Here is a 15,984-nt window from a genome sequence, read left to right as displayed (position 1 = left end):
CGGCCCGCGCCGCGGCGCGCGCCCCCGGGGGCCCCCCGCCGCCCCCCCACCCCCCCCCCCCGGGGGGGGGGGCCCCGCCCGGCCCCGCCCCTCTCGTCATGACGTCACTTCTTCTTGCCGCGCTTCTCGCGCACCCGCACCGAGATGTGGATCGGCGTGCCCTCGAAGCCGAACTCCTCGCGCAGCCGGCGCTCGATGAAGCGGCGGTAGCCCGCCTCGATGAAGCCGGACGCGAAGAGCACGAACCGCGGCGGCTTGGTGCCGGCCTGGGTGCCGAACAGGATGCGCGGCTGCTTGCCGCCCCGGATCGGGTGCGGGTGGGCGGCGACCAGCTCGCCGAGGAAGGCGTTCAGCCGGCCCGTCGGCACCCGGGTCTCCCAGCCCGCGAGGGCGGTCTCGATCGCCGGGACCAGCTTCTCCATGTGCCGGCCGGTGCGCGCGGAGACGTTGACCCGGGGCGCCCAGGCGACCTGGCCCAGCTCGGTCTCGATCTCCCGCTCCAGGTAGTAGCGGCGCTCCTCGTCGAGGGTGTCCCACTTGTTGAACGCGATGACGAGCGCGCGGCCCGCCTCCACGGCCATGGTGATGATCCGCTGGTCCTGCACGGAGATCGACTCGGAGGCGTCGATCAGGACGACCGCGACCTCGGCCTTCTCCACCGCCGCCGCGGTGCGCAGCGAGGCGTAGTAGTCGGCGCCCTGCTGGAGGTGGACCCGCTTGCGGATGCCGGCCGTGTCGACGAACTTCCAGGTGACGCCGCCGAGTTCGATCAGCTCGTCGACCGGGTCGCGGGTGGTGCCCGCCAGTTCGTTGACGACGACGCGCTCCTCGCCCGCGACCTTGTTCAGCAGCGAGGACTTGCCGACGTTCGGGCGGCCGATCAGGGCGATGCGGCGCGGGCCGCCGACGGCGGTGCCGAAGGTCTGCTCGGGGGCCTCCGGGAGCACCTCCAGGACGGCGTCCAGCATGTCGCCGGTGCCGCGGCCGTGCAGCGCGGAGACCGGGTGCGGCTCGCCGAGGCCGAGGGACCACAGATAGGCCGCGTCGGCCTCGCCGCTCGGGCCGTCGACCTTGTTGGCGCACAGCACGACGGGCTTGCCCGCCTTGCGCAGCAGCCGGACGACGGCCTCGTCGGTGTCGGTGGCGCCGACCTTGGCGTCGACGACGAAGACCACCGCGTCGGCGGCCTCGATGGCGAACTCGGCCTGCGCGGCGACGGAGGCGTCGATGCCGAAGACGTCCTGCTCCCAGCCGCCGGTGTCGACGACCTTGAAGCGGCGGCCCGCCCACTCGGCCTCGTAGGTGACGCGGTCGCGGGTGACGCCCGGCCGGTCCTCGACGACCGCCTCACGGCGGCCGATGATCCGGTTCACCAGGGTCGACTTGCCGACATTGGGCCGGCCGACGACGGCGAGGACGGGCAGCGGGCCGTGCCCGGCCGCCTCGATGGCGCCCTCGACCTCCTCGACGTCGAAGCCCTCTTCCGCGGCGAGCTCCATGAACTCCGCGTACTCGGCGTCGCCGAGCGCCCCGTGGTCGTGCTCGAAGCCGTCCGAGCCGCCGGGCTGGATCTGGTCGTTCATGAAGTCCGTACCTCGTCGTTCATCGTGGTGATCGGTGGAGTGCCCCGGTTCGGGGTGATCCACTACTCAAGTGTCGCTCAGCGCCCGGTCAGGCGCCTGGCGTTTTCCAGGTGCAGGGTGAGCTGCTTGCGGATGCGCTCGGTCGCCTCGTCCAGCGCCGTGCGCGTGCGCCGCCCCGAGCCGTCGCCCGCCTGGAACGGGTCGCCGAAGACGACGTCGATGCGGCTGCGCAGCGGCGGCAGCGCCTTTATCAACCGTCCGGGGCGGTCGGAACTTCCCAGCACCGCCACCGGCACCACCGGCGCCCCGCTGCGGACCGCGAAGTAGGCCAGCCCGGCGCGCAGCGCGGCGAAGTCGCCCTCGCCGCGGGTGCCCTCCGGGAATATGCCCAGCACCCCGCCGTTCTCCAGCACGCCCAGTGCCCGGGTGATCGCGGTGCGGTCGGTGGAGTCGCGGTCCACCTTCAGCTGGCCGATGCCGGTCAGGAAGGGGTCCAGCGGCCCGACGAACGCCTCTTTCTTGATCAGGAAGTGCGTCGGCCGGGGCGCCACGCCCATGACCATCGGGCCGTCGATGTTGTGCGCGTGGTTGATCGCGAGGATCACCGGACCGGTCGGCGGGACCCTCCAGGCGCCGAGCACCCGGGGCCGCCACAGCCCGTACATCAGGCCGACGCCGATGCGCCGCCCGACCTCGGCGCCCCGCGCCGACGGAGCGTCGCTCACTTCCCGGCCCGCTTCTCCTCGACGAGGGTGACCACGCACTCGATGACCTGCGCCAGCGTGAGGTCGGTGGTGTCCACCTCGACCGCGTCGTCGGCCTTGGCCAGCGGGGACGTCTTGCGGCTGGAGTCGGCCGCGTCCCGCTTGAGCAGGGCCTCGCGGGTGGCGTTGACGTCGGCGCCCTTCAGCTCGCCGCTGCGGCGGGCGGCGCGGGCCTCCGGGGAGGCGGTGAGGAAGATCTTGAGGTCGGCGTCCGGCAGGACCGTCGTACCGATGTCCCGGCCCTCGACGACGATGCCGTTCTCGGCGGAGGCCGCGATGGACCGCTGCAGCTCGGTGATCCGGGACCGCACCTCGGGGACCGCGCTGACCGCGCTCACCTTGGAGGTGACCTCCTGGGTGCGGATCGGGCCGGAGACGTCCACGCCGTCGACCGTGATGGTCGGGGCGGCCGGGTCGGTGCCGGAGACGATCTCCGGCTTGCCGGCCACGGCGGCGATCGCCGTCGGGTCGTCGAGGTCGATGCCGTTGGTCACCATCCACCAGGTGATCGCCCGGTACTGGGCGCCGGTGTCCAGGTAGCTGAGGCCGAGCTGGGCGGCCACGGCCTTCGACGTGCTCGACTTGCCCGTGCCGGAGGGGCCGTCGATGGCGACGATCACTGACGGGACGGTCCGGGCGGCGCCGTTTTCCACGGGGGGACACCTTCCTGGTGCGGGGTGGCGGAGGTCGGGGCGGGTAGACGCCCCCGACAAGGTTACTGGGTGCGCGTCCCCCATCCGGACGAGCGCCCGCCCGGTACCCCCGCGTGATGCCGGCCGGGCGCTCCCAAAGGCCCTACTGCCGGATCGCCCAGCCCCGCTCCCGCAGCGCCGCGGTCAGCACCGGCACCGCCTTCGGTTCCACCATGAGCTGGACCAGACCGGCCTGCTGCCCCGTCGCGTGCTCGATGCGTACGTCCTCGATGTTGACCCCGGCCTGCCCGGCGTCCGCGAAGATGCGGGCCAGCTGCCCCGGCTGGTCGTCGATGAGCACGGCCACGACCTCGTAGGCGCGCGGCGCGGAGCCGTGCTTGCCGGGCACGCGGACCTGTCCCGCGTTGCCGCGCCGCAGCACGTCCTCGATGCCGGCGGCGCCCTCCCGGCGCTTGGCCTCGTCGGAGGACTGCAGGGCGCGCAGGGCGCGGACCGTCTCGTCGAGGTCGGCGGAGACGTCCGCGAGGAGGTCGGCGACCGGCCCCGGGTTCGCGGAGAGGATGTCGATCCACATCCGGGGGTCGGAGGCGGCGATCCGGGTCACGTCCCGGATGCCCTGCCCGCACAGCCGTACGGCGGCCTCCTCGGCGTGCTCCAGGCGCGCGGCGACCATGCTGGACACCAGGTGGGGCATGTGCGAGACGAGGGCGACGGCGCGGTCGTGGGCGTCGGCGTCCATGACGACGGGGACGGCCCGGCAGTGCGAGACCAGCTCCAGGGCGAGGTTCAGCACCTCGGTGTCGGTGTCCCGGGTCGGGGTGAGGACCCAGGGGCGGCCCTCGAAGAGGTCGCCGGTGGCGGCGAGCGGCCCGGACTTCTCGCGGCCGGACATGGGGTGGGTGCCGATGTACGCGGACAGGTCGAGGCCGAGCGCCTCCAGCTCGCGGCGCGGTCCGCCCTTGACGCTGGCGACGTCGACGTAGCCGCGGGCGACCCCGCGCCGCATGGCGTCGGCGAGGACGGCGGCGACATGGGCGGGCGGGGCGGCGACGATGGCGAGGTCGACGGGCCCGTCGGGCGCCTCGTCGGTGCCGGCGCCGAGCGCGGCGGCGGTGCGGGCCTGCTCGGGGTCGTGGTCGTCGAGGTGGACGGTGACGCCCCGCTGCACCAGGGCCAGGGCGGCGGAGGTGCCGATCAGGCCGGTGCCGATGACGAGTGCGGTCCTCACTGGGCGATGTCCTTGCGCAGAGCGGCGGCGGCGCCGAGGTAGACGTGGTTGACGTCGGCGCGGGCCCGGTCGGTCTCGACGTGGGCGAGGACGCGGACCACGCGGGGCATGGCCCCCCGGATGTCGAGTTCCTGGGCGCAGATCAGCGGGACGTCGACGATGCCGAGCTTGCGGGCGGCGGCGGCCGGGAAGTCGCTGTGCAGGTCCGGCGTGGCCGTGAACCAGATGCTGATCAGGTCGTCGGTGGTGAGGCCGTTCCGCTCCAGGATGGCGGTGAGCAGGGCTCCGACCTGCGCGTCCATGTGCTCGGCCTCGTCCCGCTCCAGCTGGACGGCCCCCCGGACCGCTCGTACCGCCACGGCGCTGCTCCTCGTTGATGTGCGTGCTGGCTGTGCGTCCGTCCAGCCTAGTCAGCCGGAGCGCGCCGGGCCCTCGCCGCCCGCGTCCTGAGACGCCTGGGTGTGGCGGCGCCCGCGTGCGCGGGCCGGGGCGTGGCGGCCCCGGCCCGGCAGTGCGGTGTGCTTTGTGCTTTCCGCTTTAGAGATCGACTTCCCGCATCAGCATGCCGACCTCCGTGTTGGACAGCCGCCGCAGCCAGCCCGACTTCTGGTCGCCCAGGGTGATCGGGCCGAAGGCGGTGCGCACCAGCTTCTCGACCGGGAAGCCGGCCTCGGCGAGCATGCGGCGCACGATGTGCTTGCGGCCCTCGTGCAGGGTGACCTCGACGAGGTAGTTCTTGCCGGTCTGCTCGACGACCCGGAAGTGGTCCGCGCGGGCGTAGCCGTCCTCGAGCTGGATGCCGTCCTTCAGCCGCTTGCCCAGGTCCCGCGGGATGGGCCCGGTGATCGCGGCGAGGTAGGTCTTCTTGACGCCGTACCTCGGGTGCGTCAGCCGGTGGGCCAGCTCGCCGTGGTTGGTGAGCAGGATGACGCCCTCGGTCTCGGTGTCGAGACGCCCCACGTGGAAGAGCCGGGTCTCGCGGTTGGTGACGTAGTCGCCGAGGCACTGCCGCCCCTCCGGGTCCTCCATGGTGGAGACGACGCCGGCCGGCTTGTTCAGCGAGAAGAACTGGTACGACTGGGTGGCCACGGTCAGCCCGTCCACCCGGATCTCGTCCTTCTCCGGGTCGACCCGCTTGCCCTGCTCGAGGACGATCTCGCCGTTCACCTCGACCCGGGCCTGCTCGATCAGCTCCTCGCAGGCGCGGCGGGAGCCGTAGCCCGCGCGGGCGAGCACCTTCTGCAGCCGCTCGCCCTCCTGCTCGGCGCCGGGGAAGGTCTTGGGCAGCTTGACGTCCTTGCGGCCCGCGTACCGCTCCCGGTTGCGCTCCTCGATCCGGGCCTCGTACTCCCGCGAGCGCGCCGGGGCCGTACGGCCGCGCTGGGGCTTCTTGGCGCCCTGCGTGCCGCCCTTGGCCGCGCCGCCGCGCCCCGCCTTGGGGCCGTCCTTGGTGGCCCCCGGGCCCACGTCGTAGCGCCGCTCCTCGGGGCGGGGCCTCTTCGGCCGGCCGCTGCCCTGCTTGTCGTCGCGGTTGTTGCCGGCGCCGCGGAAGTTACCGCGACCACCGCCACTCCCGCCGCGGCCGCCGCTGTTGCCACCACGGCTCCCGCCGTTGTTTCCGCTGCTGTTCCTGCCGCTGCTGCTTCGCATCAAAGTTCCGTCTTGTCGTCTGCGTCCTCGGAGTCCGGAGCGTCCGGATCGAACGACGGCACGCCTTCCAGGGTCTCGGCCTCGATCGCCTCCGCCTCCGGGAGGAAGGGCGCGAGCTCCGGGAGCTCGTCCAGACCGCGCAGGCCCATCCGCTCCAGGAAGTAGTTCGTCGTCCTGTACAGGATCGCACCTGTTTCGGGTTCCGTGCCCGCCTCCTCGACCAGACCGCGCTGGAGGAGGGTGCGCATGACGCCGTCGCAGTTGACCCCGCGCACCGCGGAGACCCGGCTGCGGCTGACCGGCTGGCGGTAGGCGACGACCGCAAGCGTCTCGAGCGCGGCCTGGGTGAGCCGGGCCGTCTGACCGTCCAGGACGAGCCGCTCGACGGCGGGCGCGTACTCGGGACGGGTGTAGAAGCGCCAGCCGCCCGCGACGAACCGCAGCTCGAACCCGCGGCCCTGCACGGCGTACTCGTCGGCCAGCTCCCGCAGCGCGTCGGCGACCTGCCGCCGGGGCCGCTCCAGGATCTTCACCAGGTGCTCCTCGGTGGCGGGCTCGTCCACGACCATCAGCACGGCCTCCAGGGCGGGCTTGAGATCGAGTGCGGCGACCGTCTCCTCGCTCGTCACGCCTTCTCCTCCTCCTTCGGCTGCTCGGGCGGCCGGTCGAACTCGTCGGTCACCAGGGGCCGGTCGTCCCCGTCCCCGCCGGTCCAGCGCACCAGCAGTTCCCCGAGGGCGGTCTCCTGCTCCAGAGCCACCGCCTTCTCCCGGTACAGCTCCAGCAACGCCAGGAACCGGGCCACCACGGTGAGGGTGTCGTCGGTGTCCTCGACCAGCGCGCGGAAACTCGCCTCGCCCAGCTCCCTCAGCCGGGCCACCACGATCCCGGCCTGCTCCCGCACGCTGACGAGCGGCGCGTGGATGTGGTCGACGTACACCTGCGGTTTCGGCTTCGGCTGCATCGCCTTGACGGCGAGCTTCGCGAACCCTTCCGCGCCGATGCTGATGACCACCTCGGGCAGCAGCTCCGCGTGCTGGGGTTCGAGGCCGACGGTGCGCGGGTAGCGCCGGGCCTCCTCGTCCAGCCGCTCGCTGAAGATGTCGGCGATCCGCTTGTACGCGCGGTACTGGAGCAGCCGCGCGAACAGCAGGTCCCGGGCCTCCAGCAGGGCCAGGTCCGCCTCGTCCTCGACCTCGGCGGCGGGCAGCAGCCGAGCGGCCTTCAGATCCAGCAGAGTGGCCGCGACGACCAGGAACTCGGTCGTCTGGTCCAGGTCCCAGTGCGGGCCCATCGCCCGGATGTGCGCCATGAACTCGTCGGTCACCTTGGACAGCGCGACCTCGGTGACGTCCAGCTTGTGCCGGGAGATCAGCTGGAGCAGCAGATCGAACGGGCCCTCGAAGTTGGCGAGCCGCACCTTGAAGACACCGTCGGAGGCCTCGGCCTCCTGGACGGGCGAGTCCGCGACCTCGGACGCCGTGGCCTCCGGCGCCGCGTCCTCGGGTTCCGCGACCTCGGAATTCGCGATCTCGGAATTCGCGACCTCGGTTTCCGCGTCCTCGGGCTTCGTCTCCGGAGCCTTCGCGGGGACCTCCTCCGGCTCCACCGCCGCAGCCCCCGGCCCCCTCCCCAGCGCACGCCGACGACCGGCACCGCCGGAGGAAGGGGGCCCAGGAGCGTCGTACGAGGTCATAGCCCCCGCAGGCTACCGCTACCGGCCCCGCAGCCGCCGTACGAGGATGCTGGCGTCCCCCCGGGTCTCCAGATCCGCGAGCACGACGGCCACGGCCTCGCGCACGATCCGGCCCCGGTCGACGGCGAGCCCGTGCTCGCCGCGGAGCACGAGACGCGCGTGCTCCAGGTCCATCAGCTCCTCGGCGGAGACATAGACGGTGATCTTCTCGTCGTGCCGCTCACGTCCGCTCGGCCGCCGCGTGGCCGTCCGTCCCCGCTTGCGGGGCGTGGCCGCGGCAGAACCTTCCTGCGCCGGCTGGCGCCGGGGGGCGCGCTCCGCGGCGGCGGCCCGGCTGCGGGACTCGCCCGCCTCGGCCGCGTCCGGCTCCGCGGGCATGTGCTCGGCGCCGTCGCCGTCACCGCCCTGCGCGGGCACGGCCTGCGGGGCGTCGTCCGCGAGGGCCGCGTCGCCCTCCCCGGCCGGCGCCGGCACCCGGGGCTCGCCGCTCGCCGGGCGCCGGGGAGTGGACGGCTGGAGTGCCATTCCCCCTGTCGTACGGAACAGTTCGTCGGCCCCCGGCAGACTCACTCGGCGTGACACCGGGCGAGCACCTCCCTGGCGAGCTGGCGGTAGGCGGCGGCACCGACGGAGTTGGAGGCGTACGTGGTGATCGGCTCACCGGCGACCGTGGTCTCCGGGAAGCGGACCGTGCGCCCGATGACCGTGTGGTAGACGTGGTCGTCGAACGCCTCGACGACCCGCGCGAGCACCTCTCGGCTGTGCACGGTGCGCGAGTCGTACATCGTGGCGAGGATCCCGTCGAGCTCCAGCTCCGGGTTGAGCCGTTCCTGGACCTTCTCGATGGTCTCGGTCAGCAGCGCCACACCGCGCAGGGCGAAGAACTCGCACTCCAGCGGCACGATCACCTTGTGAGCGGCCGTCAGCGCGTTGACCGTGAGCAGGCCGAGCGAGGGCTGACAGTCGATCACGATGTAGTCGTAGTCGGGCAGCAGGGGCTTGAGCGCGCGCTGCAGCGACGACTCGCGGGCGACCTCGGAGACCAGCTGGACCTCGGCGGCCGACAGGTCGATGTTGCTGGGCAGCAGGTCCATGTTGGGGACCGCGGTCTTCAGCAGCACCTCGTCGGCCGACATGCCCCGCTCCATGAGCAGGTTGTAGACGGTGAGGTCGAGCTCCATCGGGTTGACGCCGAGTCCGACCGACAGCGCGCCCTGCGGGTCGAAGTCCACGAGCAGCACACGACGGCCGTACTCCGCGAGCGCGGCGCCCAGGTTGATGGCGGACGTGGTCTTGCCGACGCCGCCCTTCTGGTTGCACATCGCGATGATCTTCGCGGGGCCGTGGTCGGTGAGCGGGCCCGGGATCGGGAAGTACGGCAGCGGCCGTCCGGTCGGGCCGATGCGCTCCCGGCGCTGGCGGGCCGCGTCGGGCGCGAGCGTGGCCGCGTACTCGGGGTCGGGCTCGTACTCGGCGTCGGGGTCGTAGAAGTGCCCCTCGGGCAGTTCCTCGTAGTCGGCGAAGTGGTTGTGGGGCGCGCCACTTCCGTCGCCGGCAATGGCGTTCACGTGATGGCCATCCATGCTCTGGGGTGCTGTCTGAGCCATGTGGGGGCTGGCTTGGCTCTGGTGGGCTGCGAAGGTTCGGACAGCGACGGAGCCGACAGCCTCGAGCCCCGTGGGGCCCTGGCCCCGCGTAGGCATTCCTGGTTGACCACCCCCGGGAGAAAATGTCGACTCATTCACAAGTCGTCTTACCTCCTTGGTGACCAGGAAACTTCTAGACAAGGTCAGCGTGGCACCATGCCGACGTTCGGCGACTCTATGGCGTGTCGGGCGTCCGCAGCAACACAATCCGCCGGACCCGGCCCGATGTGTCGGCAATGAAACATCCCGCTGTCAAGGGCGTACGGGCGTCGCACGGCAGGTTTTGCGGGTGTGCGAATCGGTTAAAGGGATACGTTCGAGGCGAGTTGACCGAGTGTCGCAAAGTGACCATACACACATCCGGCCGGACCTTGTCGGGCAAGGTCCGGCCGTGTGCTCGCGGTTGACGACACCTGTTGACGTATCGCCTTTTACCTACAGATGACTTGAACTCGCCGGTCAGCCGAGCAGCGACTCGAGCTCGACGTGCTCCAGGCCGTGCGCCTCGGCGACCTCCTTGTAAACGACCTTGCCGTCATGGGTGTTGAGACCCTTGGCGAGCGCGGGGTCGCGGCGCAGCGCCTCGACCCAGCCGTTGTTGGCCAGCGACACGATGTACGGCAGCGTGGCGTTGGTGAGGGCGTTGGTGGAGGTGTTCGGGACGGCGCCGGGCATGTTGGCGACGCAGTAGAAGATCGAGTTGTGGACCTGGAAGGTCGGCTCGGCGTGCGTGGTCGGACGGGAGTCCTCGAAGCAGCCGCCCTGGTCGATCGCGATGTCGACAAGGACACTTCCGGGCTTCATCCGGGAGACCAGCTCGTTGGTGACGAGCTTCGGGGCCTTGGCGCCCGGGATGAGGACGGCGCCGATGACGAGGTCGGCGTCGAGGACGGCCTTCTCCAGCTCGAAGGAGTTGGACATGACGGCCTTGACCTTCGTGCCGAAGATCTTGTCGGCCTCGCGCAGCTTGTTGATGTCGCGGTCCAGCAGGGTCACGTCGAAGCCCATGCCGACGGCGATCTGGGTGGCGTTCCAGCCGGAGACGCCGCCGCCGATGACGACGGCCTTGGCCGGGGTGACACCCGGGACGCCGCCGGGCAGCACGCCGCGGCCGCCGTTGGCGCGCATCAGGTGGTAGGCGCCGACCTGCGGGGCCAGGCGGCCCGCGACCTCGGACATCGGGGCGAGCAGCGGCAGGCCGCGGCCCGGCAGCTCGACCGTCTCGTAGGCGATGGCGGTGGTGCCGGACTCGATGAGGGCGTCCGTGCACTCCTTGGAGGCGGCCAGGTGCAGGTAGGTGAAGAGGGTCTGGTCCTTGCGAAGGCGGTGGTACTCCTCCGCGATCGGCTCCTTGACCTTCAGCAGCAGGTCGGCGGCGGCCCAGACCTCGTCGGCGGTGTCGAGGATCTCGGCACCTGCGGCGACGTACTCCTCGTCCGTGATCGAGGAGCCGACGCCGGCGTTGCGCTCGATGACGACCTGGTGGCCGTTGCGCACCAGCTCGTGCACGCCGGCGGGGGTGATGGCCACCCGGAACTCGTTGTTCTTGACCTCGCGGGGGATGCCGACCTTCACGTCGATCACGGTCCTTGGCTCAGAGGGGGTGTAGTACGCGACATACCCGGATGTACAGGGCACACCGGGAGACACCGCAGGAGAACGTGCGGCAGAGCCAGTCTAATGAAGGTGTTCCCGCTGTCTAGCCTTTCATTGCATCAATCTTCAGCGGATGTACTGCGGATTTCGCAGGCGTTAGCCGCGTGTTCCGGCTGTGGATCTTCCGGATCGCCCTCCTGCTCGGTCTCCTGGAGCTCCTCCCCCAGCATGCGCTCGGCCGCGCTGCGGTGCAGTCCGGCCGCGAGCGGATCGCCGAGATGGTCCAGCGTGTCGGCGATCCGCAGGTGCAGCGCCGCCTGCAACCGGACGTCCTCCGCGCGGCGCGCCCACTCCACCGCCTCCTGGCAGGTGCGCAGCGACTCCTCGGGCCGTCCCGCGTACTCCTGCACCCGGGCGAGTTCGCTCAACGCCCGCGCGTGCGCCGCGACATCGCCGAGCTTGCGGTAGCCGGCGACGGCCGCCCGCCAGTTGCGCACGGCCTCGCCGTAGCGGCCCGCGTAGGTGTGGGCGGCGGCGATCCGGCCGTAGAGCCGGGCGGCGTCGGCGCGCTCGTCGCGGGCGAGGCGCTGGACCAGCGCCCGGCCGTACCAGTCGGCGGCGCGGTCGTAGTCGCCCAGCTCCTCGTGGGCACCGCCTACGGATTCCATCGCGCGGCCGGTCGCATACGGGTCGTTCGCCTCGCGTCCGGCGTCCAGCGCGGCCCGGTAGCGGACCAGCGCCTCGGCGGTACGGCCGGTCTGGGCGTCCAGATCGGCCAGGTTCAGCAGGGCCGCCGCCCGCTCCCGGGGCAGGCTCTGCCGCTCGGCCACGTCGAGGACGAGCTGGTGGATGCCGTACAGGTCGGGGGCCGCGGCCTGGGTGCCGAAGTGCGCGACCAGGGTCCGCACCAGCTGGGACAGCAGCCGCCGGGCCAGCGTGTCCAGCTCCCCGTCGGCGACCGCGAGGCGGGCCGCGGCGAGCAGGGCGGGCCGGCGGATGCGCAGCCAGTCGGCCGCCGCCCGCGGGCTGGGGAAGCGCAGCGAGCGCGGCATCCCGAGCAGCTTGGCGCGGGCGTGCGGGGAGTCCGTCTCGGTGATCGCCCGGCAGGACTGGAGCAGCCGTACCGTCCGCTCCAGCATCCGGGCCCGGGCCAGCTGGAGCTCGGCCGGTTTGTCGTGGGTCTCGGTGAGGGCGCGCAGCAGCGGGTGCAGGGCGCCCGGCACGTCGTACTGCGGCAGCGGCGAGGCCACCGGCCGCAGCAGGCCCCGGTCGACGAGGTCGTCCAGGATGGCGCGGGCCGTGCTGACCGAGCAGCCGGCGAGCGCGGAGGCGGTGTGCGGGTCGACGTGCCCGGCGGGGGCGAGGGCGAGCAGACGCAGTATCCGGGCGGAGGGAGCCGGCAGGGAGCCGTGGACGAGCCGGAAGACCCGGCTGAGCGGGGTGCCCGCGGTCTCCTCGTCGTCCTCGGCGCGCAGATGCTTGGCCAGGTCGGCGACGGCCGCCTTGGGACGGGCCGCAAGCCAGCCGCCGGCCAGCACCAGCGCGGCGGGCTGGGCCTGGCACTCCTCGACGAGCTGCTCGGCGGCCCGCGGGTCGACGGTGATCCGCACCGAGCCGGTGAGCCGGGACAGCAGCTCCACGGCCGACTTGGTGTCCAGTCCGCCCAGGGTGCACGGACGGACGTCGGCGATCCCAGTGAGCGGCCCCTGGGAGACGGCGACGACCAGACACTCCGGGGTGTCCGGAATCAGGGCGTCCACCTGCTCGGCGTCAGCGGCGTCGTCCAGCAGCAGGACGGCCCGGCGGGAGGCGAGGGCCGTGCGGAACTCCGCCGCGAGATCGTCCTCGGCGGCACCGGCCGGGGCCGGCAGCTCCAGCTCGGCGAGCAGGTCACGGGCGGCGCGCCCGACCGGGACGGCGGTGCCGTCCGGCTCGCTGAGCCGGGCGCGCAGCACCCCGTCCGGGTAGCGGTCGGCGACCTGCCGGACCAGTTCCTCGGCGAGCGCGGTGCGGCCGGAACCGGGCCGGCCCGCGATCAGCAGCACCCGGGCGCGCGGCGCCTTCCGGCCGGCCAGGGTGTCCAGTCCCGCGCGCTCGATGTCCGCGCGCAGCTCCTTCAACTCCCGCGTCCGGCCCAGGAACTCGTTCCCCTGCGACGTGTGTCCCGACAGCTCCACGCCGCCTGCGTCCACCGCCTGATCCGTCACGGGCCACGCTCCCGTCCCACCACACGCGCACAGCCCGCCGGGACCCCGGTACGGGCCTTCCAACCTGCTCTTTTCGACTCACCGGCCACCGGGGCACGCCCCTTCGGCTCACTCGCGAAGAGCCTAGTTCACGCTCTGCGACGATCCGTGGGGAGCACGACGAGGACGTCCCCCGATCGGATCAGGCGATGGTCACACCGGGGAGGGTGGGCGGGGCGGCACGCGGGATCAGGCGGCGTCGCCGAGGCGGCGTGGCTCAGGACGCGAACGGCCGCGCCGGCCAGGGTGCCTCCGCCGGGCGCAGGGCGTCCAGGCCCTCGCCCGCGCGGGCGGCGACCAGGGAGAGGACGCCCACGACGAGGCAGTTGTTGTGCAGCTCGCCGGCCAGCACGCCGCGCACGAGGTCGTCGACCGGCACGCGCTCCAGTTCCATGTCGGCCTCCTCGTGCTCGACCTCGAAGCGCTCGCCCTCGGCCTCGGCGAGTTCCCGGGCGAGGAAGATGCGCACGGCCTCGTCGCAGCCGCCGGGCGTGGTGTAGACGTCGGTCAGCACCCGCCAGTCCTCGGCCTTGACGTGCGCCTCCTCGTACAGCTCGCGCTGCGCGGCGTGCAGCGGGTTCTCGCCGGGCACGTCGAGCAGGCCGGCCGGGATCTCCCACAGCTTCTGGCGCACCGGGTGCCGGTACTGGCGCAGCACCAGAACGCGGTCGGCGTCGTCGAGGGCGAGGACGGCGACCGAGCCGGGGTGCACCTGGTAGTCGCGGCGGACCACCGTCCCGTCGGGCATGACCACGTCGTCGGTGCGGACGGAGGTCTTGTTGCCCACGAAGGGGGTGTCCGTGGCCCGGATCTCCCACTCCTCGGGGGTGTCCTTGATCGTCATGCCCTGTCCTTCCAGATGTGCAGAAGAAGACGTACGGAAAAAGCCGGGGCGCGTCCTCGTCGAGAAGGACGCACCCCGGCCACCGTACAACCGTTGTGTCAGTTGCCCGTCTTCGCCGTCTTGCGCTCGACGGCCGCCTTCACCAGGCCCGCGAACAGCGGGTGCGGGCGGGTCGGCCGGGACCGCAGTTCCGGGTGTGCCTGGGTGGCCACGAGGTACGGGTGGACCTCACGGGGGTACTCCACGTACTCGACCAGCTTGCCGTCCGGGGAGGTGCCCGAGAACTGGATGCCCGCCTTCTTCTCCAGCTCCGCGCGGTACGCGTTGTTCACCTCGTACCGGTGGCGGTGCCGCTCCTCGACGTACTCCTTGCCGTCGTACACCTCGCGCACGATGGAGCCCTCGGCCAGCTTCGCCGGGTACATGCCGAGGCGCATCGTTCCGCCCATGTCGCCCTCGCCGGCCACGATGTCCAGCTGCTCGGCCATGGTGGAGATCACCGGGTGGGCGGTGGCCGGGTCGAACTCGGTGGAGTTGGCGTCGGGGATGCCGGCCAGGTTGCGCGCGGCCTCGATCACGATGCACTGAAGACCCAGGCAGAGGCCCAGCAGCGGGATCTTGTTCTCGCGGGCGTACTGGATCGCGCCGACCTTGCCGGAGACACCGCGGTCGCCGAAGCCGCCGGGGATGCAGATCGCGTCCACGTCACCGAGCTGCTCGGCGGCGCCGGCCGAGGTGCGGCAGTCGTCGGAGGTGACCCACTTGATCTTGACGCGGGTGCGGTTGGCGAAGCCGCCGGCGCGCAGCGCCTCGGTCACCGACAGATACGCGTCGGGCAGGTCGATGTACTTGCCGACCAGCGCGAGGGTGATCTCGTGCTGCGGGTTGTGGACGCGGTCGAGCAGGTCGTCCCAGGTCCTCCAGTCCACGTCACGGAACGGCAGGTCCAGCTTGCGGACGGCGTAGGCGTCGAGGCCCTCGGCGTGGACGACCTTCGGGATGTCGTAGATCGACGGGGCGTCGGGGCAGGCCACGACGGCGGCCTCGTCGACGTCGCACATCAGCGAGATCTTCCGCTTGATCGCGGTCGGGACCTCGCGGTCGCAGCGCAGCACGATCGCGTCGGGCTGGATGCCGATGTTGCGCAGGGCGGCGACGGAGTGCTGGGTCGGCTTGGTCTTCAGCTCGCCGGACGGGCCGATGTAGGGCAGAAGGGAGATGTGCACCACGAAGACGTTGTCCCGGCCGACCTCGTGGCGGACCTGGCGGACGGTCTCCAGGAACGGCAGCGACTCGATGTCGCCGACGGTGCCGCCGACCTCGGTGATGACGACGTCGACGTCCTCCGCCGCCATCCTGCGGATGCGATGCTTGATCTCGTTGGTGATGTGCGGGATGACCTGGACCGTGTCGCCCAGGTACTCGCCGCGGCGTTCCTTGGCGATCACCGTGGAGTAGACCTGGCCGGTCGTGACGTTGGCGGAGCCGTCGAGGTCGCGGTCGAGGAAACGCTCGTAGTGACCGATGTCCAGGTCGGTCTCGGCACCGTCGTTGGTGACGAACACCTCACCGTGCTGGAAGGGGTTCATCGTGCCCGGGTCGACGTTGATGTACGGGTCCAGCTTCTGCATGACGACGCGCAGGCCCCGCGCCTTCAGCAGCATCCCGAGGCTGGAGGCGGTCAGGCCCTTGCCGAGCGAGGAGGCGACACCCCCGGTGACGAAGATGTGCTTGGTCGTCGTGGATTTGGGCGGCATGGCCAAAGGGGGGCTCCCGTGGTCTCGGTCTGGGGGTGCGGTACGGCTTCCCTGCCCGGTGGCACCGGGTTTTACTGGAGGAGCCGTCGCTGCGGTTCGGGGGTTCTACGCCCACCGGTCCACGGGCTACCAGGGTATCAGCGCCACGGCGGGATGGCGCCCGGCGACGCTCTGCGCACGGCCCGCCACGGACGTGAACCACTCACCCATTCCTCACCCACTGCTCACTCGTTCGGCGCAATCGGGTTGTCCGGAGCGGGACGCGGATCATCTACGTGCGTCGTATCCTGCTCGGACACTCGCTGCCGAGCCCGCCGGCCG

14 protein-coding genes are annotated in these 15,984 nt (G+C 72.0%); all 14 read right to left on the bottom strand.

All coding sequences use genetic code 11. The features are described 5' to 3' along the window. Positions 1-104 precede the first annotated feature (104 nt). Positions 105-1,583: a ribosome biogenesis GTPase Der gene (gene der, locus ACIG0D_RS23680; protein ID WP_399804207.1), complete on the bottom strand. Its 1,479-nt coding sequence runs from the start codon at positions 1,581-1,583 to the stop codon at positions 105-107. Between the two features lie 77 nt (positions 1,584-1,660). Continuing rightward, the gene (locus ACIG0D_RS23675; protein ID WP_399804205.1) at positions 1,661-2,308 is read right to left on the bottom strand and encodes a lysophospholipid acyltransferase family protein; all 648 of its coding nucleotides are present in this window, start codon (positions 2,306-2,308) and stop codon (positions 1,661-1,663) included. Next, positions 2,305-3,000, bottom strand: a complete 696-nt coding sequence (cmk, locus tag ACIG0D_RS23670) for a (d)CMP kinase (RefSeq protein ID WP_365763952.1) — start codon at positions 2,998-3,000, stop codon at positions 2,305-2,307. Before cmk ends, ACIG0D_RS23675 begins: the two co-directional genes overlap by 4 nt. Before the next feature lie 142 nt (positions 3,001-3,142). Beyond that, positions 3,143-4,228, bottom strand: coding sequence for a prephenate dehydrogenase (locus ACIG0D_RS23665; protein ID WP_365763950.1), 1,086 nt, complete (start codon positions 4,226-4,228; stop codon positions 3,143-3,145). Then, entirely contained in the window at positions 4,225-4,587 is a 363-nt protein-coding gene (aroH, locus tag ACIG0D_RS23660) for a chorismate mutase (protein WP_399804200.1), read from the bottom strand. Before aroH ends, ACIG0D_RS23665 begins: the two co-directional genes overlap by 4 nt. 178 nt (positions 4,588-4,765) lie before the next feature. Then, positions 4,766-5,878, bottom strand: a complete 1,113-nt coding sequence (locus tag ACIG0D_RS23655) for a pseudouridine synthase (protein WP_399804198.1) — start codon at positions 5,876-5,878, stop codon at positions 4,766-4,768. Beyond that, the gene (gene scpB, locus ACIG0D_RS23650) at positions 5,878-6,447 is read right to left on the bottom strand and encodes an SMC-Scp complex subunit ScpB (protein ID WP_399804726.1); all 570 of its coding nucleotides are present in this window, start codon (positions 6,445-6,447) and stop codon (positions 5,878-5,880) included. Before scpB ends, ACIG0D_RS23655 begins: the two co-directional genes overlap by 1 nt. Before the next feature lie 56 nt (positions 6,448-6,503). Further along, positions 6,504-7,574, bottom strand: a complete 1,071-nt coding sequence (locus ACIG0D_RS23645) for a segregation and condensation protein A (RefSeq protein ID WP_399804196.1) — start codon at positions 7,572-7,574, stop codon at positions 6,504-6,506. 18 nt (positions 7,575-7,592) lie between these two features. Continuing rightward, positions 7,593-8,156: a hypothetical protein gene (locus ACIG0D_RS23640; protein WP_399804193.1), complete on the bottom strand. Its 564-nt coding sequence runs from the start codon at positions 8,154-8,156 to the stop codon at positions 7,593-7,595. Beyond that, on the bottom strand, positions 8,141-9,277 hold the full coding sequence (locus ACIG0D_RS23635) for a ParA family protein (protein ID WP_165997161.1): 1,137 nt from the start codon (positions 9,275-9,277) through the stop codon (positions 8,141-8,143). The genes ACIG0D_RS23640 and ACIG0D_RS23635 overlap by 16 nt, the downstream gene beginning before the upstream one ends. 402 nt (positions 9,278-9,679) lie before the next feature. Further along, the gene (gene ald / locus ACIG0D_RS23630) at positions 9,680-10,804 is read right to left on the bottom strand and encodes an alanine dehydrogenase (protein ID WP_399804190.1); all 1,125 of its coding nucleotides are present in this window, start codon (positions 10,802-10,804) and stop codon (positions 9,680-9,682) included. Between the two features lie 131 nt (positions 10,805-10,935). Next, positions 10,936-13,023, bottom strand: coding sequence for a tetratricopeptide repeat protein (locus tag ACIG0D_RS23625; protein ID WP_399804187.1), 2,088 nt, complete (start codon positions 13,021-13,023; stop codon positions 10,936-10,938). A gap of 256 nt (positions 13,024-13,279) precedes the next feature. Beyond that, complete coding sequence (locus tag ACIG0D_RS23620) at positions 13,280-13,906, bottom strand: NUDIX domain-containing protein (protein WP_399804185.1); 627 nt, start codon at positions 13,904-13,906, stop codon at positions 13,280-13,282. A 98-nt stretch (positions 13,907-14,004) separates the two neighbouring features. Then, the gene (locus tag ACIG0D_RS23615; RefSeq protein WP_399804183.1) at positions 14,005-15,663 is read right to left on the bottom strand and encodes a CTP synthase; all 1,659 of its coding nucleotides are present in this window, start codon (positions 15,661-15,663) and stop codon (positions 14,005-14,007) included. Positions 15,664-15,984 lie beyond the last annotated feature (321 nt).

The organism is Streptomyces sp. NPDC052773, assembly GCF_044547145.1.
In the GTDB taxonomy this organism is placed as follows: domain Bacteria; phylum Actinomycetota; class Actinomycetes; order Streptomycetales; family Streptomycetaceae; genus Streptomyces.
The sequence above is the reverse complement of the archived record's forward strand: the minus strand, read 5'-3'. Positions and strand labels throughout refer to the sequence as shown.

Bases quoted from the DNA above. Each gene is read 5' to 3' on its own strand.
- scpB (WP_399804726.1), bottom strand. From the start codon at position 6,447: ATGGTCGTGGACGAGCCCGCCACCGAGGAGCACCTGGTGAAGATCCTG.
- ACIG0D_RS23615 (WP_399804183.1), bottom strand. From the start codon at position 15,663: ATGCCGCCCAAATCCACGACGACCAAGCACATCTTCGTCACCGGGGGT.
- ACIG0D_RS23635 (WP_165997161.1), bottom strand. From the start codon at position 9,277: ATGCCTACGCGGGGCCAGGGCCCCACGGGGCTCGAGGCTGTCGGCTCC.
- ACIG0D_RS23620 (WP_399804185.1), bottom strand. From the start codon at position 13,906: ATGACGATCAAGGACACCCCCGAGGAGTGGGAGATCCGGGCCACGGAC.
- der (WP_399804207.1), bottom strand. From the start codon at position 1,583: ATGAACGACCAGATCCAGCCCGGCGGCTCGGACGGCTTCGAGCACGAC.
- ACIG0D_RS23655 (WP_399804198.1), bottom strand. From the start codon at position 5,878: ATGCGAAGCAGCAGCGGCAGGAACAGCAGCGGAAACAACGGCGGGAGC.
- ACIG0D_RS23645 (WP_399804196.1), bottom strand. From the start codon at position 7,574: ATGACCTCGTACGACGCTCCTGGGCCCCCTTCCTCCGGCGGTGCCGGT.